This window comes from Paraburkholderia sp. GAS448, assembly GCF_050435685.1.
GTDB lineage: Bacteria > Pseudomonadota > Gammaproteobacteria > Burkholderiales > Burkholderiaceae > Paraburkholderia.
Genome location: NZ_JBNDKT010000005.1, coordinates 329,219 through 351,255, shown reverse-complemented (window position 1 = coordinate 351,255; position 22,037 = coordinate 329,219). Strand labels below are relative to the sequence as shown.

25 protein-coding genes are annotated in these 22,037 nt (G+C 61.5%); 11 read left to right on the top strand and 14 right to left on the bottom strand.

The genetic code is table 11. The features are described from left to right. Window positions 1-8 precede the first annotated feature (8 nt). The 3 genes from P3T23_RS12980 to P3T23_RS12970 all read right to left on the bottom strand — a co-directional run bounded on the left by P3T23_RS12980 (window position 9) and on the right by P3T23_RS12970 (window position 2,762). Window positions 9-239 (bottom strand): tautomerase family protein, encoded by a 231-nt coding sequence (locus P3T23_RS12980; protein ID WP_429316559.1) that lies wholly within the window; start codon window positions 237-239, stop codon window positions 9-11. A 25-nt stretch (window positions 240-264) separates the two neighbouring features. Continuing rightward, window positions 265-1,674, bottom strand: a complete 1,410-nt coding sequence (locus tag P3T23_RS12975; RefSeq protein ID WP_429316558.1) for an MmgE/PrpD family protein — start codon at window positions 1,672-1,674, stop codon at window positions 265-267. Window positions 1,675-1,769: 95 nt separating this feature from the next. Continuing rightward, complete coding sequence (locus tag P3T23_RS12970; protein ID WP_429316557.1) at window positions 1,770-2,762, bottom strand: NAD(P)H-dependent flavin oxidoreductase; 993 nt, start codon at window positions 2,760-2,762, stop codon at window positions 1,770-1,772. A 371-nt stretch (window positions 2,763-3,133) separates the two neighbouring features. Between P3T23_RS12970 and P3T23_RS12965 the strand changes: the two genes are divergently transcribed. After that, entirely contained in the window at window positions 3,134-4,045 is a 912-nt protein-coding gene (locus P3T23_RS12965; protein ID WP_429316556.1) for a LysR family transcriptional regulator, read from the top strand. A gap of 93 nt (window positions 4,046-4,138) precedes the next feature. Here the strand turns inward: P3T23_RS12965 and P3T23_RS12960 are convergent, their stop codons facing one another. Next, the gene (locus tag P3T23_RS12960) at window positions 4,139-5,650 is read right to left on the bottom strand and encodes a CoA-acylating methylmalonate-semialdehyde dehydrogenase (RefSeq protein ID WP_429316555.1); all 1,512 of its coding nucleotides are present in this window, start codon (window positions 5,648-5,650) and stop codon (window positions 4,139-4,141) included. Between the two features lie 109 nt (window positions 5,651-5,759). On the opposite strand from P3T23_RS12960, the gene P3T23_RS12955 reads away from it, so the two are divergent. Both P3T23_RS12955 and P3T23_RS12950 read left to right on the top strand, forming a co-directional pair. Next, window positions 5,760-6,704: a LysR family transcriptional regulator gene (locus P3T23_RS12955; RefSeq protein ID WP_429316554.1), complete on the top strand. Its 945-nt coding sequence runs from the start codon at window positions 5,760-5,762 to the stop codon at window positions 6,702-6,704. Between the two features lie 354 nt (window positions 6,705-7,058). Beyond that, complete coding sequence (locus P3T23_RS12950; RefSeq protein WP_429316553.1) at window positions 7,059-7,913, top strand: aldo/keto reductase family oxidoreductase; 855 nt, start codon at window positions 7,059-7,061, stop codon at window positions 7,911-7,913. Window positions 7,914-8,038: 125 nt separating this feature from the next. Here the strand turns inward: P3T23_RS12950 and P3T23_RS12945 are convergent, their stop codons facing one another. From P3T23_RS12945 to P3T23_RS12930, 4 genes are all read right to left on the bottom strand, one after another. Further along, window positions 8,039-8,899, bottom strand: coding sequence for a class I SAM-dependent methyltransferase (locus tag P3T23_RS12945; protein ID WP_429316552.1), 861 nt, complete (start codon window positions 8,897-8,899; stop codon window positions 8,039-8,041). Between the two features lie 5 nt (window positions 8,900-8,904). Further along, on the bottom strand, window positions 8,905-9,366 hold the full coding sequence (locus tag P3T23_RS12940) for a GNAT family N-acetyltransferase (protein ID WP_429316551.1): 462 nt from the start codon (window positions 9,364-9,366) through the stop codon (window positions 8,905-8,907). Window positions 9,367-9,758: 392 nt separating this feature from the next. Next, window positions 9,759-10,199: an ion channel gene (locus tag P3T23_RS12935; RefSeq protein ID WP_429316550.1), complete on the bottom strand. Its 441-nt coding sequence runs from the start codon at window positions 10,197-10,199 to the stop codon at window positions 9,759-9,761. Between the two features lie 464 nt (window positions 10,200-10,663). Continuing rightward, window positions 10,664-10,978, bottom strand: coding sequence for a YdhR family protein (locus P3T23_RS12930; protein WP_429316549.1), 315 nt, complete (start codon window positions 10,976-10,978; stop codon window positions 10,664-10,666). Between the two features lie 734 nt (window positions 10,979-11,712). Here P3T23_RS12930 and P3T23_RS12925 point away from each other — a divergent pair. The 7 genes from P3T23_RS12925 (at window position 11,713) to P3T23_RS12895 (ending at window position 18,840) form a co-directional block, all read left to right on the top strand. Continuing rightward, entirely contained in the window at window positions 11,713-12,774 is a 1,062-nt protein-coding gene (locus P3T23_RS12925; RefSeq protein ID WP_429316548.1) for a DMT family transporter, read from the top strand. Between the two features lie 409 nt (window positions 12,775-13,183). Continuing rightward, window positions 13,184-14,164 carry a chromate resistance protein ChrB domain-containing protein gene (locus tag P3T23_RS12920; RefSeq protein ID WP_429316547.1) on the top strand — a complete coding sequence of 327 codons (981 nt, stop codon included), beginning with the start codon at window positions 13,184-13,186 and terminating at the stop codon, window positions 14,162-14,164. Then, on the top strand, window positions 14,161-15,345 hold the full coding sequence (locus P3T23_RS12915; protein ID WP_429316546.1) for a chromate transporter: 1,185 nt from the start codon (window positions 14,161-14,163) through the stop codon (window positions 15,343-15,345). Before P3T23_RS12920 ends, P3T23_RS12915 begins: the two co-directional genes overlap by 4 nt. Window positions 15,346-15,383: 38 nt before the next feature. Continuing rightward, window positions 15,384-16,118, top strand: a complete 735-nt coding sequence (locus P3T23_RS12910; RefSeq protein WP_429316545.1) for a superoxide dismutase — start codon at window positions 15,384-15,386, stop codon at window positions 16,116-16,118. Then, the gene (locus P3T23_RS12905) at window positions 16,115-16,543 is read left to right on the top strand and encodes a chromate resistance protein ChrB domain-containing protein (protein ID WP_429316544.1); all 429 of its coding nucleotides are present in this window, start codon (window positions 16,115-16,117) and stop codon (window positions 16,541-16,543) included. The genes P3T23_RS12910 and P3T23_RS12905 overlap by 4 nt, the downstream gene beginning before the upstream one ends. Further along, the gene (locus P3T23_RS12900; RefSeq protein WP_429316543.1) at window positions 16,530-17,786 is read left to right on the top strand and encodes an MFS transporter; all 1,257 of its coding nucleotides are present in this window, start codon (window positions 16,530-16,532) and stop codon (window positions 17,784-17,786) included. Before P3T23_RS12905 ends, P3T23_RS12900 begins: the two co-directional genes overlap by 14 nt. Window positions 17,787-17,796: 10 nt before the next feature. Then, entirely contained in the window at window positions 17,797-18,840 is a 1,044-nt protein-coding gene (locus tag P3T23_RS12895; protein WP_429316542.1) for a YncE family protein, read from the top strand. A 40-nt stretch (window positions 18,841-18,880) separates the two neighbouring features. Here P3T23_RS12895 and P3T23_RS12890 read toward each other — a convergent pair whose 3' ends face one another. The 6 genes from P3T23_RS12890 to P3T23_RS12865 all read right to left on the bottom strand — a co-directional run bounded on the left by P3T23_RS12890 (window position 18,881) and on the right by P3T23_RS12865 (window position 21,571). Further along, the gene (locus tag P3T23_RS12890; RefSeq protein WP_429316541.1) at window positions 18,881-19,243 is read right to left on the bottom strand and encodes a recombinase family protein; all 363 of its coding nucleotides are present in this window, start codon (window positions 19,241-19,243) and stop codon (window positions 18,881-18,883) included. Window positions 19,244-19,277: 34 nt separating this feature from the next. Beyond that, window positions 19,278-19,502 carry a GDCCVxC domain-containing (seleno)protein gene (locus P3T23_RS12885; protein WP_429316540.1) on the bottom strand — a complete coding sequence of 75 codons (225 nt, stop codon included), beginning with the start codon at window positions 19,500-19,502 and terminating at the stop codon, window positions 19,278-19,280. 7 nt (window positions 19,503-19,509) lie between these two features. Continuing rightward, window positions 19,510-19,785: a mercury resistance system periplasmic binding protein MerP gene (gene merP, locus P3T23_RS12880; protein ID WP_429316539.1), complete on the bottom strand. Its 276-nt coding sequence runs from the start codon at window positions 19,783-19,785 to the stop codon at window positions 19,510-19,512. Window positions 19,786-19,797: 12 nt separating this feature from the next. Next, complete coding sequence (locus P3T23_RS12875) at window positions 19,798-20,145, bottom strand: mercuric transporter MerT family protein (RefSeq protein WP_429316538.1); 348 nt, start codon at window positions 20,143-20,145, stop codon at window positions 19,798-19,800. 113 nt (window positions 20,146-20,258) lie between these two features. Then, window positions 20,259-20,915 (bottom strand): NrsF family protein, encoded by a 657-nt coding sequence (locus tag P3T23_RS12870; RefSeq protein ID WP_429316537.1) that lies wholly within the window; start codon window positions 20,913-20,915, stop codon window positions 20,259-20,261. Next, a complete protein-coding gene (locus tag P3T23_RS12865) occupies window positions 20,912-21,571 on the bottom strand; it encodes a sigma-70 family RNA polymerase sigma factor (RefSeq protein WP_429316536.1) in 660 nt (219 codons plus the stop codon). Before P3T23_RS12865 ends, P3T23_RS12870 begins: the two co-directional genes overlap by 4 nt. 132 nt (window positions 21,572-21,703) lie before the next feature. Between P3T23_RS12865 and P3T23_RS12860 the strand changes: the two genes are divergently transcribed. Then, window positions 21,704-22,036 carry a BufA1 family periplasmic bufferin-type metallophore gene (locus tag P3T23_RS12860; protein WP_429316535.1) on the top strand — a complete coding sequence of 111 codons (333 nt, stop codon included), beginning with the start codon at window positions 21,704-21,706 and terminating at the stop codon, window positions 22,034-22,036. Window position 22,037: the final 1 nt, after the last annotated feature.

Here is a 22,037-nt window from a genome sequence, read left to right as displayed (position 1 = left end):
GGCATTCTCTATTTCAGACGATTGACCAGGTCTTTGTCGTTCGCGGCACCTTCGACATATTCCGGAAGATGCTCGCCGTGCTCGACGAAATTGATCCCGCGACCTTCACGAATCACAAGAAAAATGTCGTCTTTCGTTGCTCCCGTCGCTTCGCTGACCACACGCAGCAGACCAGCCGCAAGCTGCCGCTTCTGCTCGTCCGTTCTACCAAATCGCATATCACAAGAAATAAGGGCCATTCGCCTCTCCTAAGCACTTGCGTGGTTACTGAATTCCCGGGTGTTTCGCCGGAAACGTTGGTACTGGACTCACCTTCGTCATGAGTTGCATCAACTCAGCAATCGAGTGCTCATCCAATCTGGAGACCAGATCGACGATCTGACCTCGAAGCTTTTCATCGGCGTATTGCTCGCTCAGCCAATGGAATTTCTCGACCGTGCGATCCCAGCTCAGCGGATTGTCGAGACCACCCTCAAAGCCGGTGTGCTCAGCAGAGAACACGCGGCCGTCCTTGCATCTGATGGTTACTCTCGTGTTCAAGGCGCCCGGATACTGGGCAGTAAATTCCGGGTCGGGGCGCACGGTCACTCGATTCAGCAGTGCCTGTGCATCGGGGGCCTGCACTCGTGCGGCTTCCAGCTGGGCCGGCCCGACCTGGTCGTCGAGCAAGGCGGCCGCGATAAGGTACTTGAGGTTGTAGTCCGCCTGCTCTTTGGTCTGGGGATGGTCCTTTGGGCCAAAGCCTCCCCCGCCTGCGATATCGAATCCCGTCTGGAAGATGTCACACAGCACTTCCTCGACATCATCGCTTTTCACGTTGTTCTTGCGCTTGAGCGCAAGCGTGACTTCAAGCACGGGTTGGCCATGAATCAGCGAGCAGTACTTCTTCATCACGGTCTGGAAGATCACTTCCAGCCGCTGATCTTCCCAGTCAACGTCGACAGGTTGATCGAACATCCGGACGAGGCCGTTGGGCCCTTCGAACAGGCGCAGCGGGCCGGTGAAACCGCGCTTCGCAAGCGACGCCGAATACACGGCGCGCATTCCCGTGATGCCCGGCGAAAAGCCTTTCCATTGCGAAACCGGCTCCGAGTGAACACAGCTCAACGAGATGTTGTCCACCGTGGCGATAGCGATCGCATGAGCGAGTTGATTCGCGTCGAGGCCGAACAGCTTCCCTGCTCCGGCCGCCGCGGAAGCCGCCAGTTGAACGGCGTGATTGAAGCCCTTTGCCATCACGGGGACGACCGCCGTGATACGGCTCTGTATTTCGTACGCTACCGCGAGCGCAAGCATGAAGTCCTCGCCGCTTGCAAACGCGTGCTCGGCCGCCGCCAGGATCGCGCCGAAATTATCGCTCGGGTGGCAAAGTCCACCCTGAGACATGTAGCTATCCAACAGATCGACGTAACGAACCAGGGCTGAGTTGTACAGGGCAGCCTGGTCGGGCGATGTCGTTCCGCCGCCGATCAGCGAGCATGAACCCGAGCCTCGGTACTCGTCGAACTGCTCTCGCAGCGCCTTGAACGGGGCGCCAGGCAGCGCGGCAATCGCGCAGCCGAGACTATCGAGTATGTTGCGCTTGAATAGCTTGCGAGCCTGCGGTGTCAGGTGACTCGCTCGCGCGTTCGAAGCGAACGTCCCAATGCGTTGAACAGTGGTTAGTGCAGTCATTTTCGACAGTTGTCTCTCTAAGATTGGAAGATCACGGCGAATGTGAGTCTGATCTGGTCTGCTCCTGCCGCGTCGGCTTCGTGACCGCACGACGTTCAGGCCACCCCTTTGAACCCACGCTGGTCGCCTGCAGCCGCATAACCGAGAATCTCGCGCATTTCCCTGACGATGTTGCCGACGATGGTTCTCGCCGGCAGAATGTCATGGACAAGCCCCGCCGATTCTCCAGCGATGACCGCGGCGGTGTCGAAATCACCGTTGGCGCGAGCCTCGAGATAGCGCGGCGTCTCAACCTGCAACTGCTGAAGCAGATCGCGCTCGCGACCCACCCATTTGTCGGAGAACTGATTGCGAAGCACGCGTCCTGTGAACGGCGCCGGCCAGACGTTATTGCGCGCGATGTCAAACAGAATGCCGCGAATCGTCTCTTCGCCACCCTTGCACTGGACGATGCGCCGCTTCGCATCCGCGTGTCCGATCGCCTCTTCGCTGGCATAGAAACGCGTGCCGACAACGATTCCCGAAGCACCCAGCGCAAGCGATGCCGCAAAGCCACGTCCGTCGGCAATTCCGCCCGCTGCAACGACGGGCACCTCGTCCCCGACTGCATCGACGACCGTCGGCACCAGCGAAATGGTCCCGCATGCGACCCCGTGACCACCACCCTCCGCGCCTTGCGCCACGATGATGTCCGCGCCATATGCCACGGCTTCGCGCGCCATCGCGGCGGTCTGAACCTGACAGATCGACAGAATTCCCGCCGCTTTAACCTTCTTGATGTGCCTGCTCGCGTCGCCGAACGAGAACATCACCGCGACCGGCGAGTGCTCGAGACATACATCGATCAGATGAGGCTGGCGGGAAAGGCTCCATGTAATGAAACCAACCCCGACCCGCGCCCCCTGCGCCGCGGCGAACTGTTCGCGCAGCCAGGCTTCGTCACCGTAGCCGCCACCAATGATGCCGAGGCCACCGGCTTCAGTCACGGCTGCGGCGAGCTTTCCTCCCGCCACGAGGTCCATCGGTGCAAGCAGCACGGGGTGATTGACGCCTAGTTTCTTCGAGAGCTTTTCATCATTCTCAAACATCACTGTCTCCTGTTTTTCGGCATGCCATTGCCACGCCGAGCTCACGCGAACACATGAACGAAAATATGAGGAAGCGATTCTCTACACGCTTGCCAAACCACCCCGTGGCCGGGCTGGCGGTCGCCCTGCGGCAGTGGCGGTGGCGGCGAAGCGTGCGTTGTGTGTGCGGTTCCTGTGTCAGTAATATAGGTCCATCGAATCGAGCATTTGAAACGATTTATTTTGATAGCAGCGATCGTTTCAGCAGATAGCTACGACCGCTCGTCAGCCACGTGGATGCGTGCAGTTCCACACACCATTTTTTCGCAACCGGCCCACAAATTCGGCGCTAGAATCGATCGAAGGCATCTGTTAGAGAGGAGACCGAATTCATGGACGTGCGCGATCTGAAGGTCTTTGCGGCAGTGGCAGAAGCGGGTGTGGTGACACGCGCAGCGACGCAACTGAATACGGTTCAGTCGAATATAACGGCTAGACTTCGTGCGCTCGAACAGGAACTGGGTGTTCCGCTCTTTGACAGGCACAGCCGCGGCATGTCGCTCACTGCGGCCGGCATGCATCTGCAGCCCTATGCGACGAAGATTCTCGCGTTGGTCGACGAGGCGAAGAACGCCGTCTCCGATAATGGCGAGCCCAAAGGCATGCTCCGTTTTGGATCGATGGAAACGACGGCCGCAGTCCGCATACCCTCGTTGTTGATCAGTTTCACTAAACGTTTCCCGCTGATCGATGTCAATTTCTATACTGGAACGACGGAGGAACTGGTGCGGGATGTTCTCGAGCGCAAGCTCGACGGCGCCTTTGTAGCAGGCCCTGTTGCGCACCGTGATCTGGAGTCAGCCGTCGCGTTTGAAGAAGAACTCACCATTGCGACGTCGAGTCACGTGAGATCTCTGGACGACCTTATTGCGTCGTGTGCAGAGCTGCGTATCCTCGTATTTCGCCAAGGTTGTGCTTACCGGCGACGGCTCGAAGTGCTTCTGGGAAGGCGCGGTGTGGCAAACGTGAAGGTCCTGGAGTTCGTCACGCTGGAAGGCATTTTGGGCTGCGTCGCTGCGGGCCTTGGCATAACGCTGTTGCCCACGTCGGTGGTGAAACCCGGCGCCGGCCTCGCCTGCCACGCGTTGACCACCGACGAGGCGCGTATCGAAACCGTCTTCATTTCTCGCGCCGGCAGCCGTGCCCATTCCCCGCTCGCGCACTTCCGGCGACACGTCGAGGAGCGCACTACCGCGCTTCATGCGATCGCCGCGAGGCCCTGCCGGCTCGTCGCCATAACGTGAGGCGCAGTGAAATCACGACGCCAAAAGCGGGAGAGGCGCCACGCGAGATGACTCGCGCAGCGCCTCGCGGTATACAACCGGCGTCTGGTCGACTTACCTGGCGGTCGGCATGGCGAATTCAGCGCCCTTTTCGATACTTTCCGGCCAACGCTGCATGATGGACTTCTGCTTCGTATAGAACCGAACGCCTTCTTCGCCGTACGCATGCGTGTCGCCGAACAGGCTGCGCTTCCAGCCACCGAAGCCATGCCAGGCCATCGGAACCGGAATTGGCACATTGATACCGACCATACCCACTTCGATCCGACGACTGAATTCACGCGCGATATGACCGTCGCGCGTATAGCACGCGACACCGTTGCCGAACTCGTGCGCATTGATCAGATCGACAGCTTCGGTGAAATCCTTGACGCGAACGCAGGCGAGGACCGGCCCGAAGATCTCTTCCTTATAGATGCGCATTTCGGGCGTCACGTTGTCGAACAGCGTGCCTCCGGTGAAGAACCCGTCCTCATGCCCCTTGACCTTCAGACCGCGGCCGTCCACCACCAGTTTCGCACCTTCATCGACGCCCGTGGCGATGTAACCCTCGATACGCTCGAGAGCCTGCCGGGTGACGATGGGACCCATTTCCGCATCGGGTTCCATGCCGTTCTTCACGACCAGGTTGCGAGCGCGTTCGGCCAGTCGCGGAATGATCCTGTCGGCGACGTCGCCGACAAGCACTGCAACCGAGATCGCCATGCAGCGTTCGCCGGCGGAGCCATATCCGGCGCCCACGAGTGCATCGACAGCCTGGTCGAGGTCCGCGTCCGGCATGACGACCATATGGTTTTTCGCGCCGCCGAGTGCCTGCACGCGCTTGCCATTCTTTGCGCCGGTCTCGTAGATATAGTTGGCAATCGGCGTCGAACCCACGAAGCTGACTGCCTTGACGTCCTGATGGGCGAGGAGCGCGTCGACGACGACCTTGTCGCCCTGAACCACATTGAAAATGCCATCAGGCAGGCCCGCTTCCTTCAGCAGCTTCGCCATGAACAACGAAGCGGACGGGTCACGTTCGCTCGGCTTCAGGATGAACGCGTTGCCGGCGGCGATCGCAACCGGGAACATCCAGCACGGCACCATGCAAGGGAAGTTGAATGGCGTAATACCCGCTACGACACCCAGTGCCTGACGAACCGTCCAGTTGTCCATCCCGGTAGAAACCTGCTCGGTATAGTCGCCCTTCAGCAATTGCGGAATGCCACAGGCGAATTCGATCACATCGATGCCGCGCGCTACCTCGCCTTGCGCGTCGGAAAATACCTTCCCATGTTCGGCCGTAATGATCGCGGCAAGTTCGTCGCGGTGTCTGTTCATCAGTTCGAGGAATCGCAGCATCACGCGTGCACGACGAATCGGTGGCGTATTGCTCCATTTCGGGAAGGCGGCCTTCGCACTGGCCACCGCCGTGTCGACATCGCCTGCCTCGCCCAGCAAAAGCCTGCGAGGACGCTCGCCCGTTGCAGGGTTAAAGATGGGCTGGGTACGCGTGCCTGAGCCACGGACAGGTTCACCGTGAATGAAATGGGTCACATCGGCAGTATCGTTGAACGCTTGCATGTCGATTCCTCTACATTGATTGGCGATGTGACGAAGTGTATGGAGCTCCTTCGAGTATGCAAAGGCGTTAAACTTGAAATCATTGTTTTCATTAGTGAACAATAGGCACATGGATACGCAAAAAGTCGAAGGTCTCTGGACGCACCTGCACTGGTTGACGGTGCTTGCAGAACAAGGGAGCTATACCGCTGCCGCCGCTCGCCTAGGCGTCAGCAAGGCGGCGATGAGCCAGCGCATCGCCGAGCTCGAGCGGGTCGCAGGGGTCGCGCTGGTGCAGCGCACCACGCGTAGTGTGCGGTTCACCGAGGCCGGTCAGCGGCTCGTTGAAAGCACGCGCGGGGAATACGAGCACATTGCGACGAGCTTCGCCACGGTTAGAGAGATGGCGGGCGTCGCACGCGGGTTGATCCGTGTAACGGCACCGGTTGCATTTGTCCGGCAGCAACTGGTGCCGAGAATGTCGGCATTTCTGCGAGCGAATCCTGAAGTCCGCGTGCAACTCGAAGTGTCTGACCGGCTTAGCTCGATTGCTACCGAGGGATTCGATCTGGCGATCAGGCACAGCGCGCAAGCACCCGAGACGCATGTCGCATGGAAACTTTGCGCAACGCACTCCGTGATCGTTGCGACGCGCGCATACCTCAAGCGACGAGGTATTCCGGAGTCGCCGACGGATCTGTCGTCCCACGACTGCCTGTTTTACCCTCGCGCATTAGGCCCGGGGATCTGGTCTTTTGAACGAAAGACAACGCGCAAGCCGGGGACCGGACCTGTCACGGTCACGGTGAACGGACCACTTTCAGCCAACAACAGCGAGGCCTTGCGGGACGCGGCGCTCGATGACCTGGGTATCGCACTCCTGCCTGACTTTACTGCGCAGACAGCGATTCGATCCGGCAAACTGCAGGTCCTTTTGCGGGATTGGCGTCCGGTCGGCGCCTTTGCCGAGCAACTCTATGTCGTACGCCCCTACACACCCCACGTCCCGCGTGCGGTCGCACTGTTCGTCGCGTACCTTCGCGAAACGTTCGCTGACGGGTTTTCGGTTCAGTAAATTGAATCGGCGTGCCGTCGGTGGAACGGCCAATCCTCTGGTCGACGCACAAGACGCAGCTTCGCCCCGAAAGCAAGCGGGCACGGTCGACTTATCAGAGCGCCGCCACGATATTCACAAAAAGGATTTTCACAATCGTCATCACCGGAAAGATCATCGCGTAGCCGACGTCAGGTCTGTCGGTGGGCGCGATCCTGTTTGCATAGGCGAGGGTAGATGACCAGAATCGGGCCTGCCACTCCGTTGAACTCCACCGTTGTTCACTTTTTCGAACGACCCGTACAATCTAGATCGGGTTATCGAACAAAGCAATCGTCGCCATACTTGTGCTCAGCATTCGTCAAGGAGAGCGCCATGTCGAAGTTCACCCCCGTCAGCACATTTCCGCTTGCCAGCCGCCCCGTCTATCGTGTGGGCTACGGCGCCATGCAGCTGGCCGGTCCCGGCGTGTTCGGACCGCCGAAGGATCGTGACGCGGCCATCACCGTGCTTCGCGAAGCGGTGGCGTCGGGCGTCAACCACATCGATACGAGCGACTTTTATGGGCCGCACATCACCAACCAGCTCATCCGCGAAGCGCTCCACCCCTACCCGGACGACCTCGTGATCGTCACCAAGGTCGGCGCCGTCCGTGGCGAAGACGGTGCGTGGCTACCGGCGCTGGAGCCGGACGACATCAGGCGCGGAGTCCACGACAACCTCCGCAACCTCGGCCTCGATGTGCTCGACGTCGTCAACGTGCGCATCATGGGCAGCATCCATAGCCCCGCTGAAGGTTCGATCGAGAAGCAGGTCGCGGCCCTCGCCGAACTCCAGCACCAGGGGCTCGTCCGGCACATTGGCCTCAGCAATGTGACCCTGGCCCAGGTCGCCGAGGCGCAGCGCATCGCGGAGATCGTCTGCGTCCAGAACCATTACAACCTTGTCCACCGGGAAGACGATGGGCTCGTCGACGACCTGGCGGCCAGGGGCATCGCCTATGTGCCGTTCTTCCCGCTTGGCGGGTTCACACCGATTCAGTCGTCAGTGCTGTCCGAAGTCGCCCGGACAATCGGCGCGACGCCAATGCAGTTAGCGCTTGCCTGGCTCCTTCATCGCGCGCCTAACATTCTGCTGATCCCGGGGACTTCTTCGCTCGAGCATCTGCGGGAAAACATGCGGGCGGCACAACTCGAGCTGACAGACGAGGTGCGCGCCAAACTGCCGTGAGGCGGTCCAGCACGATTCTCCCGTGGAATAAGTGCTATCCGGCTTTGCACCTTCGTTCTCCCAATGGATAAATTCGTCTCACCGGGGTCGTTGCCTGTCATGTCGGTCGGAAACCGTGCGGACAGCTATGTACTTGCTACCAGCAGTTCCTCCGCATTGTCTGGCGGACGCAGATCATCTGTCCTGCCCACGAAGTAGCGCCGGGTAAGATCGGCCGCCGAGACGTGCCGTGCTTCCCTAAAGCCAGCTTCGTGGGCCAGCGCCAGGATCTCCGGCGGGGTGAAGAAGCTGAGGAAAGGTGTCCCGCTCGCTCGCGCTCCCTTCTCCGCCATCTCGAGCCCCGGACGTACCTCGGGGTCCGCCAGCTCGAGCGGGAGCAGGAACGTCATGGCGAGCGTCGATCCTGGGGCGAGGGCCGCGACCTGGCGCAGCGTGGCCGCGTTCGCATGCCTGCTGAGATACATGCTGACGCCCGTGGAGACCACGATCGCCGGCTTGCTGTCATCGAAGCCGGCAGTCACAAGAGCGTCCCGCCAGGCGTCTCCCGCCTCGAAATCGACCGGCACGAAGCGCAGCCAGTCCGGGACGCCGAAGCCGAGCTCGATCAGGCGCTGACGCTTCCATGCCTGAGGACCTGGCTGGTCGATCTCGAACACCCTGAGGCGGGTCGCGATCTCCGGCCTCCGTTGCGCGAAGCTGTCAAGGCCGGCGCCGAGGATGACATACTGACCAAGCCCGCGGCCGGCCTGTTCCACGACCAGGTCCTCAATGAAGCGAGCACGAGCCACGATCGAGGCGCGAAAGGGTCGCGTGAACTGCAGGTCCATGTCCCCGCGGTGGCGCCAGCCCTTGTCCGGAGACAGCAGCTTAAGGCCGACTTCGTCTTCCAGTACATGAGGCGGGGGGTCGGCCTCGACATGCAGAGCGCGCCACAAGGCGACTCGCGCTGCCGTGCTGTCTGGCGCTACATCTGGTTTGTCGTTCATGACTTTCAATCCTGTTTGTTCGTCTTTGCCGAAGGAGCAAGCACCAGCGTGGAGACCTTGCCGTCGTTCTCGATTTCGACAAAACCGATTCTTCTGTACCAGTCATAGGCGACCCGGTTGCACAGCAGGACATTCAGGTACAGCGGTTTTTGCAAGGAACTGGACAGCGACATGACCTTGGCAATCGCTTCACTGCCGATCGACCTGTTTTGCATCTCCGGAACAATACACAGCATCCTCAGCCATACGAGATCTGGTTCGACGTCCCAGTGCACAAACCCGCATCGGTTGCCTTCGCACGTAACGATCTGACAACAGCCCTGGCGAACGCTTTTTGCAAACCCCGCTCGTTGCAGGTTCTCGTCCCAGCCATACGCTGCGGTAACGAAATCCCTCATCGTTCGCTGGTACGTGTCAAATAGCCACTCCGAGTCTGCGGAGACAGCCTGTCGAAAATCCAGATCCATAGCAACCGCCGCTTCGCCAGATGTGATGGAAAATAGAGTTTGACACATGCTGCCCCATAAAATCAGGAGCCAGGCGACACACGCGCACTCACTTCAGAGAAATAGAGTTCGACACAAACGCACCTCAACGCGATTCGACCAGAAATCTTGCGGCAAAAGAGATTGACACAACGTGCTAGCGGCAGGGCGCCATCAAATGCGTTGGCTTGCATCGACACATTCGATTGGTGCTCCGTCTGACGCGACCGACCGTGATCGACCCACTTCGGCCCTTCGCCTCGTCGGGCTGTCAACGACCACATGCAAGGGACCAACGGCCACTCGAGCAACCGCCGCGGCCCGCTGCTGCCGATTTTCATTCCTTCGGCGCCTCATGTGCAGTACTTTCGTGGCTACTCCTTCTGCAACCGGGCTTGATGGTACTTAATCACATCCATGACCGCAGCCGTCATAACCGAGGTTGAGACTCCGAACATCAGGATGCCGTTGGCAGCTTCGATTGGGCCAAGCATGCGCCAGCGCTTGGACATGACAATGTCGCCGTAGCCCAGCGTGATGAAGTTGACCGCGGAGTGATACAGAGCAGTGGCGAAATCGGAAAATTCGCCCAGGAACATGAACAGCGCAGCCCAGATTGCCATCTGGGCGAAATTGCAGAGCAAGGTCAGCAGCATCACGGTTATCAATAGCAGGACGTCCACCCACAACAAATCCTGACCCTCAACGTTGCGCCGGAAGCGCGCGTACCGGCGCAGGCAGATGGCTACCACCACGCCTTGCAGCAGCAGGCACAGGACCATGGCCGGAGCGGCGGCCAGTACATTGTGTAGCATGATTGACTCCGTCTTCAGGGGGACACACTGGGACATACGGCGCCGCATTCGGGACGCGGAGATCGCAAGTTCAAAGCTTTGCTACCCCGACCAATCATAGGGCACATTGCGTCAGCCGCACCCAGCCTTGTCCGCTCCAACTATTGAGCCTGCCGAACGGTCGCTTACTGAGCGAAGCAGTCGCCCGACGTCTGAATGCGGATACGGGCGAACGACGGCTCATGGCCGGTTGCCGAAGATCGCGGTTCGAACGCTGTGCATTCGTGCCGACCGCGTCACGAGCTTCTGTACTCGACCCGTTAAGGTCACTCGCAGTAGCGGCGCGAAGGTCCGGCCATGAGCTTCGTCCAGCCAATCGCCTGCGTTGTCCAACCACATCGCAAGATGCGGGTCGTATGTGATTGCGGAGCCTGGATGCAAATGAATATCCGATTGCGTCCCGCAGGGCCGGTCCCCACCGCCGATCAGTCGAGCCCGCCTGCCTGGCCGCCCGCCTTGTCGGTCAGCGCGACGGTCTCGTAATAGCTGATTGTCGGCTCCGTTCCGTAGCGGGCGCGGATTCCGGCGAGCCATTCGCCGGAATAGAAGCGTTCGGCCGCCTCCTGGCTTTCCCACAAATAGACGCCGCCCGCGACCTTGCCGTCGCGGGCACAGATGAACTGTTTGCGCAGAAAACCGGGAATTTTGAGGAAGTCCGGGGCGATCTTCGTGAAGTGGGCGCGGCACTCCTCGAGGCCGATGTCCGACGGCAGGTCATAGAGGACGATGGCGGTGATCATGGGTGTCTCCTTGGATCGACGGGTCGTTGACTGGCTGCAAGCCTGGGCGTTCACCGGCGCGCGTCCAGGATAGTCTTCCCTGCCAGTCGGGCTCTTGGCCAGCAATCCGGCGGGCTCGGCCAGCACGATGCGTCTGCGCTTCTCATCACCGCCTCCTGTTGCTGATCCTACGCCAGAGTTACGACACGGTACGACACAATTGCCTGACCTGTAGACGAGGCGGCACATGTCGGCATCGGAATTGGCGGCAATTCAGGATAAGTCCGCGAGACGGTCTCAAATGCGCGGGCAGTCCGGATTGTTAATCCGGGCCCCGCGACACGGACAAGCGGTATGCTCGATCCGCCGTGATTCGCTATCCGTGAAATATGAATGACCGGTACGGGCCAACGAGCGGAGATTCGGCCGCACCGAGCGAACGTCCCTTCATGGCCGGGTACTGCCTCATGCAATTGGCATACACAGCTTCAACGTCGCCAGGCTGCGATCGGCAGCACGCGACCCTCATGCGACGTTCATGTTATCGCGGCGAACTACCGCAGTAGCAGTGGGAGCGGACAGTCGTATGCCTTGGGGGCTTGACGAGCACAGTGTGACCCGCACTTCTGGCGTCATATTCCGTAAGCTGGCGACGTTATCCTATTGGGCGAATCCCGGCCTCCTGCGCCGTGCCTACGAAGCGCTTCGTGTTAGGTCCTCGGACGGCAACATTCAACGATATAGAACTTCCGCTCATGCATAGCCGTCACAACGCCGCTTTCACTGCTCTTCTGGCAGCCGCGCTATTCGGCGCAACCACACCTCTCGCCAAGACCCTGCTCGGCTCTCTCTCGCCCTTCATGGTCGCGGGTCTGTTTTACCTTGGTAGCGGTGTCGGTCTTGCCTTCGGAATTCTCTTTCAGCGGTTCCGTCGCACGGCCGGTGGACGAGAAAACGAAAGCCGGATTCAGCTCGCCGAGGTGCCCTGGCTCCTTGGCGCAATCGCAGCAGGCGGCGTCGCGGGACCTGCGCTGCTGATGCTCGGCCTCAGCACGACGCCTGCTGCAACCAGTTCCCTGCTGCTGAACCTCGAGGGCGTATTCACGGCGGTGATTGCCTGGGTTGTGTTCCGCGAGAATGTCGACGTGCAGATATTTCTCGGGATGGTCGCAATCGTGTCAGGTGGCGTCGTGCTGTCGTGGCAGCCGGGTGCCGCTGGCGTCGCGCCAGGTGCATTGCTCGTGGTCGCAGCCTGCGTTGCGTGGGCAGTCGACAATAATTTGACGCGTAAGGTGTCAGCGAACGACGCGATGGTCATTGCCTGTCTGAAAGGACTGGTCGCGGGCTCAGTCAATCTGTGCATCGCGCTGCTTCTCGGCGCGCATCTACCCGGCATCGGCAAGATTGCGGCAGCCATGCTGACCGGCTTCGCTGGGTACGGCGTAAGCCTGGTTCTTTTTGTCGTCGCCCTGCGAAATCTCGGTGCCGCCCGAACCGGCGCGTATTTTTCTGTCGCCCCAATATTCGGCGTCGCGTTATCGCTTTTCTTCTGGCCCGAAGTGCCATCGCTGTCTTTCTGGATTGCGGCTGCGCTCATGGCTCTTGGAATCTGGCTGCATATCCGTGAGTGGCATGAACATCCGCACACTCACGAGGTCCTGGACCATACCCATCGGCATCGGCACGACGAGCACCATCAGCACACACACGACTTTGAGTGGGACGGTGAGGAGCCCCACACGCATCCCCACCAGCACACGCCTATTACCCACACGCACGCGCATTTCCCCGATATTCATCACCGCCACATTCACTAAGGCCGCAAGCGAGTTCCCGCTTCGTCCAGGTGACGGCCGGTGCCTTCTGCAGCCGCCGCCAGAAACCGGTTCATCTTCAGACCCAACCTGATCCTCGACGTCGCTCCCAACCAGCTCTCCAGCTAGTTGTGCGAGCCCCGCCGGCCACAGCTCCCGGGCCCGGACTGCGGCGATCGTGATCGTCTCGAACATCCGCCAGGCTGGAGCGTGCGTGACATGGCTCGAGTTCGAGCCGGCTCCTTGTAAATCAAATGTCCTGGAAGCCAGGTCGTGCGCCAGTGCCTGGCAGCCGCATGCCAGGCACTGGCGCACCTCGGCCCTTCAATTCCACGACATGCATTGCGCTCCCTGCCGGAACTGAAACAAAAATCGTTTGTAAATAACGCTACACGCGTGTAGCTTACTTTACATGAATAGTCTAACCACCTGGTCTGTCCTCGTCCTGACGTTCCCAACCGAAAACGCCACCGCGCGCATGCGGGCGTGGCGGGCGCTGAAGGCGAAGGGGTGCGTCGTCCTGCGCGACGGCATCTACGTGTTGCCGCATACCGCGGAGCGTGAGGACATGCTGCGCGAACTCGCTGGCAGCATCGACGAAGCCGGCGGCACCGCCCATCTGCTGCGCGCGCAAAGCCTCGACGCGCCGCAGGAAGCGGACTTTCGGTCGCTGTTCGATCGGAACGACGACTACGCGACCTTCGTCGCGTCACTGGGAGCCGCGCGGAAAACGCTGGGAGGCCAGCCACCCGCAGAGGTCACCCGCCTCTTACGGCGCCTGCGCAAGGACTATGACGCGATCCGGACCATCGACTACTTCCCGGGAGCGGCATCGACCGACGCCGAAGTCGCCTGGGAAGACTTTCTGGGGCTCGCGGATACGGTCCTGTCGCCGGGTGAGCCGCATGCGGCCGAGCAGGCCATCCGGCCGTTACGGCGCGACGAGTACCAGGCCCGCACGTGGGCAACCCGGCAGCGGGTGTGGGTCGACCGCGTCGCCAGCGCCTGGCTGATCCGTCGCTTCATCGACCCGAAGGCGCGCTTCCTCTGGCTGGATTCGCCGGAGGCCTGCCCGCCGGATGCACTCGGATTCGACTTCGACGGCGCCGCTTTTACTCACGTAGGCGATCGCGTGACATTTGAGGTGCTGGTCGTGAGCTTCGGTCTCGGTGACGATGCGGCGCTTCTTCGGCTCGGTGAATTGGTGCACGCGCTCGATGTCGGCGGCGCACCGGTGCCCGAGGCAATCGGCTTCGAAGCAGTGATGGCCGGCGCGCGGCAACGCGCGTTGGACGACGATCAACTGCTCGACGAGATGGGTCGCGTGCTGGATTCAATCTACGCACACTTTACGGCGAGCACAAAAAACAGCAACGAAGGGGGCCGGTCATGAACACCACGACGGCGACCACACCAGACTATACGCTTGGCCAGTTGATCCTTTACATGCTGCGGCTCGGTACCTTCGGGTTTGGCGGCCCGGTGGCGCTCGTTGGCTACATGCACCGCGACCTCGTCGAACGCCGTGCCTGGATCAGCGAACAGGACTACAAGGAGGGGTTGGCTCTGGCTCAAATGATGCCGGGTCCTCTCGCTGCACAACTCGGCATTTACCTTGGCTACGTACATTACCGCGTCGTCGGTGCAACGGTGGCCGGTATCGCTTTCGTCCTGCCTTCGTTCCTGATGGTTGTGGCGCTCGGCTGGGCCTATGCCCAGTATGGCGGCCTCTCCTGGATGCAGGCAGTCTTCTACGGCGTGGGCGCCGCGGTGGTCGGAATCATCGCGATGAGCGCATACAAGCTGACCAGGAAGACCGTCGGCTCGAACAGACTTCTGTGGGCGATATTCCTGACGCTCGCGGTCGTCACCGTGGTCACCCAATCCGAGATCGCATGGTTGTTTATCGCGGGCGGCCTGCTCAACTGGTTCTGGCGTGCCCCACCGAACTGGTTCAGCAAGGGCGGACTGAATGCGCTTGCCGTGACGCAGGCCCCCGGCATGAGCGGCGTCCTCAGTGGTCTTGACCTGCCGCTGCTCGGCCAGATCGGCCTTTTCTTCGCCAAGGCCGGCGCGTTCGTGTTCGGCTCGGGACTCGCGATCGTGCCGTTCCTCTACGGCGGCGTGGTGACCGAACATCACTGGCTCAACGACAAGCAGTTCGTCGATGCGGTGGCCGTCGCGATGATCACGCCGGGACCGGTCGTGATCACGGTCGGCTTCATCGGTTTCCTGGTCGCGGGGCTGCCGGGGGCCTGCGTCGCCGCGCTCGGGACCTTCCTGCCCTGCTACCTGTTCACCGTACTGCCGGCGCCGTACTTCAAGAAGTACGGCAGGTTACCTGCCGTCAAGGCGTTCGTCCACGGCATCACGGCCGCTGCAGTGGGTGCCATCACGGGCTCAGTAATTGTCATCGCGCGGCGCTCCATCGTTGACTGGCCGACCGTTGTGCTCGCCCTTGCGACCGTCGTGCTGCTCTGGCGCTTCAAGAAGCTGCAGGAGCCGGTGATTGTCGTTGCGGCTGCCCTGTTTGGTCTGGCCGTCTATCCGCTCATCCATTCGCACGCCATCTGACGGCACGCGCGTGCGCGCAATCCAGGAGGAACGTAATCATGGCAACACGTCGTACCTTCCTGCACGACACCGCTGCGGTTGGCGCGGGCATCATGCTGGCCCAGGCACAAACTGTAAGTGCCGCAGAAGAGCCCGGTTACACCGACAAGCTCACTGACGCGGACGGCAAGTATGCCGCTGGACCGCTGCCATTTGCCTACGACGCGCTTGAACCGGTCATCGACGCGCGCACCGTCGAACTGCACTACAACTTTCACCACAAGCCCGCTGTGGTTGCCGCGAACAAGGCTGAAGACGGCCTCGCGAAGGCGCGGGACTCAAACGATTTCGCGCTGGTGAAGTTCTACCAGAAAGAACTCGCGTTCCAGCTATCGAGCCACATCCTGCACACGATTTACTGGACCAGCATCTCCGGTAAAGGCGGTGAACCGAAGGGCGACCTTGCAAAGGCAATCGACAGGAACTTCGGCTCCTATGCGAAGTTCAAGGCACAACTGGTTGCCGCAACGATTGCTGTAGAAGCATCGGGCTGGGGTGTCGTTGGCTACCACCCTGCGACGGGCAAGCTCATGATCCTGCAATGCGAGAACCATCAGAAGCTGACCGCCTGGGGCATCCAGCCCATCCTCATCCTCGACGTTTTCGAGCACGCGTACTACCTGAAGTACCAGAACCGGCGAAACGATTACGTCAATCAGCTTTTTAGCCTCATCAACTGGGACAACGCGGCGCTCAGGCTGCAGGCGGCGTTGCCTGCCCGGAGACCGTCATGAAATGGATCACGCGCGAACGTCCGAAGGTCGACCGGATCGCCTGTCCCTGGCTGATCGTCAGGTTCATCGACAGTCAGGCCGAGTTCCTTTACGTGCCGCGTGATGACGTGCAACGGGTGGCACAGGAAACGGGTGCCATTCCCTACGACGTGCCGAATGTCGAACTGGGTCACCACGGCGAACTGTGCAGCTTCGACGCGTTCCTGCGCAGGTATCGGCTGACCGACCCGGCTCTACTGAAGCTCGCGCAGATCGTACGTGGTGCAGATACCAGCCGGCTCGACCTCGCGCCCGAGGCGAGCGGCCTTTACGCAATTTCGGTGGGGCTGTCGCGCCATTTCGCCGACGATCACGAACAGCTACGTTACGGCATGGTCGTCTATGACGCGCTCTACGCATGGTGTCAGGGCGATGCGCACGCCTAGGACAGCGGTCTCGACCGCAAGCCACCATGCGGCAATACGCCTGATGCTGCCGGCTGGTGCCGACGCAAGCGCGTTGCCGATCCTCATCGGTCGCGGATTACGTGGCATTTGCGACGGGTTTGTCGCCGTGTTGCTGCCCGCTTACCTGCTTGCGCTCGGTTTCGGTCAACTGGACGTGGGACTGGTCAGCAGCGCCACACTGATCGGCTCGGCGGCAGCAACGATCCTGGTCGGCATCTTCGCCCGTCGTTATGCACTGCGTCGCATGCTCATTCTGGCGGCAGGCCTGATGACCGCGACCGGCATGGGTTTCGCCGGCCTGTCTGCATTGTGGCCGTTACTGCTTGTTGCGTTCGTCGGCACGCTTAATCCCAGTTCAGGTGACGTTAGCCTGTTCCTGCCGCTGGAACTGGCGCGTCTCGCCGGTGCGGCCGCCGGGGACGCCCGTACGGCGATATTCGCCCGTTACAGTCTGGTGGGCGCGGTGTGCGCCGCGACAGGCGCATTGGCTGCCGCGATTCCCGGCTGGCTCGTCGCGCATGCGGGCCTGTCACTGCTCGCAGCCATGCGCGCGATGTTCGGCGTTTATGCGCTGGTCGGCATCGCGCTATGGTTCCTCTATCGCAAGCTGCCCGAGCCGCAGTCGCAGGACCGGTCGCGCAGTGCGCCGCTGGGTCCGTCGCGTGGGATCGTCACGCGACTCGCGCTGCTTTTCAGCGTGGACGCATTTGCCGGCGGCCTCGTTGTCAACTCGTTGCTATCGCTATGGCTGATGCAGCGCTTTGGACTTTCGCTGGCGGGCGCAGGCCAGTTCTTTTTCTGGGCAGGGCTGTTGACGGCCGGCTCCCAGCTCGCCGCGGTGCCGCTGTCGCGCAAAATCGGTTTGCTGAACACGATGGTGTTCACCCATATCCCGTCCAGCCTCTGCCTGATCGCTGCTGCCTTCGCACCGTCCTTGCTGTCGACACTGGCACTACTGCTCGTGCGCAGCGCGCTGTCGCAAATGGACGTACCAACCCGGACCGCCTACGTGATGGCAGTCGTGACGCCGCCCGAGCGCCCGGCGGCTGCGAGCTTCACGTCGGTCCCCAGAAGCCTCGCTTCGGCGCTCGGTCCCACGCTGGCTGGTGCACTGCTGGCGCTGGGCTGGGCCAGCGCACCGCTTGTTGCCTGTGGGCTGCTCAAGATTGGCTATGACCTAACGCTGCTGGGAGCATTCCGGCGCGTGAAACTCACCGATTGAAATTCCCATCATGAATGCGCTTCGGACCCGGTCCGCTGCCCGTTGGCTGCTTCCCGTCGCGTGTGCTATCGCTGCCGCGCTGGGGGCGGTGGTGTTCTCCGCATCAGGCGCAGACAACAGTGTTGGAATGGACGCTCTTCCGTTGAAACAGGTCGCCGACGTTCCGCTGGGCGGACGGCCGACCCGACTCGACTACGCAAGCGTTGACACGGATCGCCATCTGCTGTTTATCGCCCATCTGGGTGACGGCGAGGTGGTCGTGTTCGACACACGCGCTGCGCGCGTGATCGCCCGGATTCCAGACGTGGCCTCTGTCCACGGCGTACTCGCCATTCCCGAGCTGTCACGCGTGTATGCGTCGGCCACCGGCTCAAATGAGGTCGTCGGGATCGACGAAGCCACGCTCAAGATCACCGCGCGCCTGCCGGGCGGCATTTATCCCGACGGCATGGCTTATGCGCCCGACACCCACAAGCTGTATGTCTCCGATGAAACAGGCGAAACCGAGACAGTGATCGACGTTCGCTCGAACACTCGGGTCGCGACGATCCCGCTAGGCGGCGAGGTCGGCAATACCCAATACGATCCGGTTTCCCGGCATATTTTCGTCAACGAGCAATCACGACGACAACTGGTCGAGATCGATCCCGCCACCGACCGGATCATCACGCGCATCGATTTGCCGGGCGCGCGAGGCAATCACGGACTGCTGATCGACCCGAAGCAACGACTCGCCTTCATCGCCTGCGAAGGCAACGACAAGCTGCTAGTGCTCGACATGCAAACGATGCGCGTCACTTCATCTTTCGACGTCGGCGAGGATCCGGACGTCCTCGCCTTCGACCCGCAACTGCATCTGCTCTACATTGCCGGCGAAGCCGGCATCGTCTCCATGTTCAAGACCGACGCAGGCCATGTGTCGAAGGTAGGCGACGGCCACATCGGCCCCAATGCGCATGTCGTCGCAGTGGATGCCTCGACGCACCGCGCCTACTTCCCGCTCAAGAATATTCAGGGGCGAACGACGTTGCGCATCATGGAGCCGAAAGGCTGAGCCCGGCGTGGTAGATGCAACGCCTCTATCCCTCATCAGATCACAGTCTGGTTAGCAGCTTCTCACCATCCGGCCGCAACTCGCCTTTGGGCGGCACGTAACGGTAGAGCGTCCGTTGGGTGATGCCTGGTTCCTCACACAGCCGGCTCACCTTGCTCCCCGGTAATTCGATCACCGCCATCGCAAGCCGCAGCCTGGCGGTCGGCATCGTGAACGGGCGGCCTCCCTTTCGCCCTCTTGCACGGGCAGAGGCCAGGCCGGCTACGGTACGCTCCGAAATGAGTTCTCGTTCGAACTCGGCCGGTGCCGCGAAGGTACCGACGACCAGCCTGGCAGCCGCGGTCGTGGTGTCGACGGCGTCCACGACGAGTGTGTCTCCTTCCTCCGGAGGCTCACTGGGCAATGCATCAACCGCCACCGACGGCGGCCCGGCATGGTTACCCGACCGCCCTGCAGCAGCAGCGGCGCTGCTGCTGCATCGGCGGGCACTTCACGGAACCGAACGAGCAGAATACGCAGCAGTCCCCCGGATTGGCGCGCAACAGGGCCTTGCAGTGGCTGCACTCGTAAAAGAACTGGCAGGCATCCGTGGGCATGGTTTCCTGTCGGGCAAAACCACAGTGCGGACAGGTCAGCACGGATTCCAGGACGATCGCATCCATCGCAGCCTCACTTCTGTAGAGTCGAGGGATAGCCCGCATTCGTGGCCGCCCTGGTCAGAGCCTCGGGTTGTGCCTTGCCGGGATCATAGGTGACCGTGGCCGTCTTCCTGCCGAAATCGACTTTGACGACGCTCACGCCGGGCACCTTTTCGAGCGACTTCCGAACTGTGACCGGACAAAGTTCGCACGTCATGTTCTTCACGTCGAGCGTGACAGTTTTCGGCGCAGCGGCCAGCGCCAGGAGCGGCAAGGCGGCAAGCGCGGTAATCAGCAGTTTGCGCATGGGAACCTCCTTTCAGGAGAACAGTGAGGCCAGTGACGGCACGGCCAGCAGTCCGAGCAGCAGCACGGTAACGATCCAGAACGTTATCCGCCGTCGCTTCACCACGCCTGGATCGATGCAGGGTGCGCCCGGCGCACAGACCTGCGGCACCAGGTAGAGCCTGCGAAAAGCCAGACCGAGAAACAGCAGTGTGAGCCCGATGAAGATGGGCCGGTACGGCGCCATCGCGGTCAGGCTACCCACCCACGTGCCGCCGATGCCAAGCGCCAGCAGCACGAGCGGTGCGACACAGCACACCGAGGCACCGAGGGCGGCCAGTACGCCGGCAATCAGTGAGCCCTTTCCGGCAAGCGGTGTCATTTCCATTTCCTTGAAGCGGTTTGTCCGCGTGAGTCCCCGGATTCCGTGGCGTCGCCAACCTTCAGGGCCCCGGCCCAAGGCGCACCTTCGCCAATCGTCCCTGTCGGTCCGACTCATCCCTGCGGCGCCACCCAGCCGAACAGCCGGCGTCCGTACAGGCCGCTGAGAGCCAGGAGCAGCGTCGCCACGCCGAAGTTCCACATCAGGATCATGACCGTCGCATCGAGCGGATGGAACAGCGACAGAGCGGCCGCGGTCGTCGCGGCAACTGCGAGGCTTCCCGTCATCACCACAGGTGTCGGAGCCAGGCGCGCCACGTACCGCAGCATGATGAGCATCACCAGCGACAGCGGGATCCCGGTGATCGCGAGCGTCGCGAAGCAGCGCGCGGTTTCGCCCGGCGACATCCCGTCCGGCCCGATGCTCACCCAGTTCGTCAGACAGCCATAGCCAATCGTGGAAATCCACACCACGACGGCGGGTGCAGGCAGCCAGAGCCACCGTCGCGACCGGCCCGGCACGCTCGCAATGAACGACGCCGTCGAGGCGAGCGCGGCGGTGATCAGCGCTGCCGCCACGCCAATGACAAAGGTAGGTTGACGCAGCTTGAGCATCAGGTCAGGGCGAACGCCATGCACGAGCGCGACCAGCGTCAGCATCAGCGCCGCAAACAGCAACCAGCACAGAGCCCGTGTCACAGGCGGTCGCAGGCGCCGCACCGGCTTTGCGTCCGCGACCAGCGAATCGATCAGATCGGAGGTTGAGGTCATGACCGGCCACCCCGCTTTTCGATCAACCGGCGCAGATTCGTCAAGGCCCGATGCGTTGCCACTTTCAGCGCAGCCACGGACATGCCGCTCGCGGCAGCGGCTTCCTTCAGCGACATTTCTTCAAGTTTCAGCATGCGTATGGCGTCCCGCTGTCCGGCCGGCAGGCGCTCAACCGCGTCGCGCAGGGTGCCAGCATCCGCCGCCTCTTCCTGTAGATTCGCTTCGGCAGCCTGAAAGGTTTCATGTTCCGGATCGAACTGTGCTTCGTGCGCGCCGAGACGCCCCTGACGCCGCAGCCTGTCGACGATGCGCCGGTTGGCGATGGTGATCAGCCAGGGGCCAAACGGAAGGGCTGGGTCGTACGTCTGACGCACCGTGTGGAGGGTCAGCAGAATGTCCTGAACCGTATCTTCGACGTCGCTCCGGTTACCGATCTGGCGGGCCGCGAGCGCCCGCAGATACGGTGTGATCGCTTCGAGCAGGCGCCGGTACGCGTCCCGGTCGCCCGCCTGCGCGTGAGCCATCAGGATCGACCAGTCGAGCGTGCCATCGGGGCGCGTCTCCGACGTTTCGGGAGCGTGATCAGCCTGTGCCGCATCGCGAGCATTCCGTACGACGCTCAGCGTTGGGCCGGGGCGGTGTGTTCTGAAGGACATGCACCAATTTTGCACGTCGGGCAGCCGTTTTCGTAAAAAATAAATTTTGCGAGCGGCGTAACCTTTGCACCTTGCCCGACGAATCTTCCTGCAGGTTGCGATTCTGCGACCTCAACCTCAGGAGGATGCGAAATGAGCAAGCAACTGGGTAAGCCGCTACTGGCCGCTTCGACCCTCTCCGCCGCGATCGGTCTCGCGCTTGCGATGCAGGCGTTGCCAGGACAGGCGCAGGAGATGAAGGACATGAGCAAGATGCCGCAGGTCGTCCAGGACAACATGGCGCGGATGCAGAAGAACAAGCTGGAAAAATGCTACGGCGTCAATTCGGTCGCGAAGAACGACTGCGCCGAGGGCGCCCACTCGTGTGCCGGTCAGGCGACCCAGGCGCGCGATCCGAAGTCGTTCGTGCTGCTGCCGGCCGGTGACTGCTCGAAGATTCAGGGCGGCAAGCTGCAGGCAAGCTGAG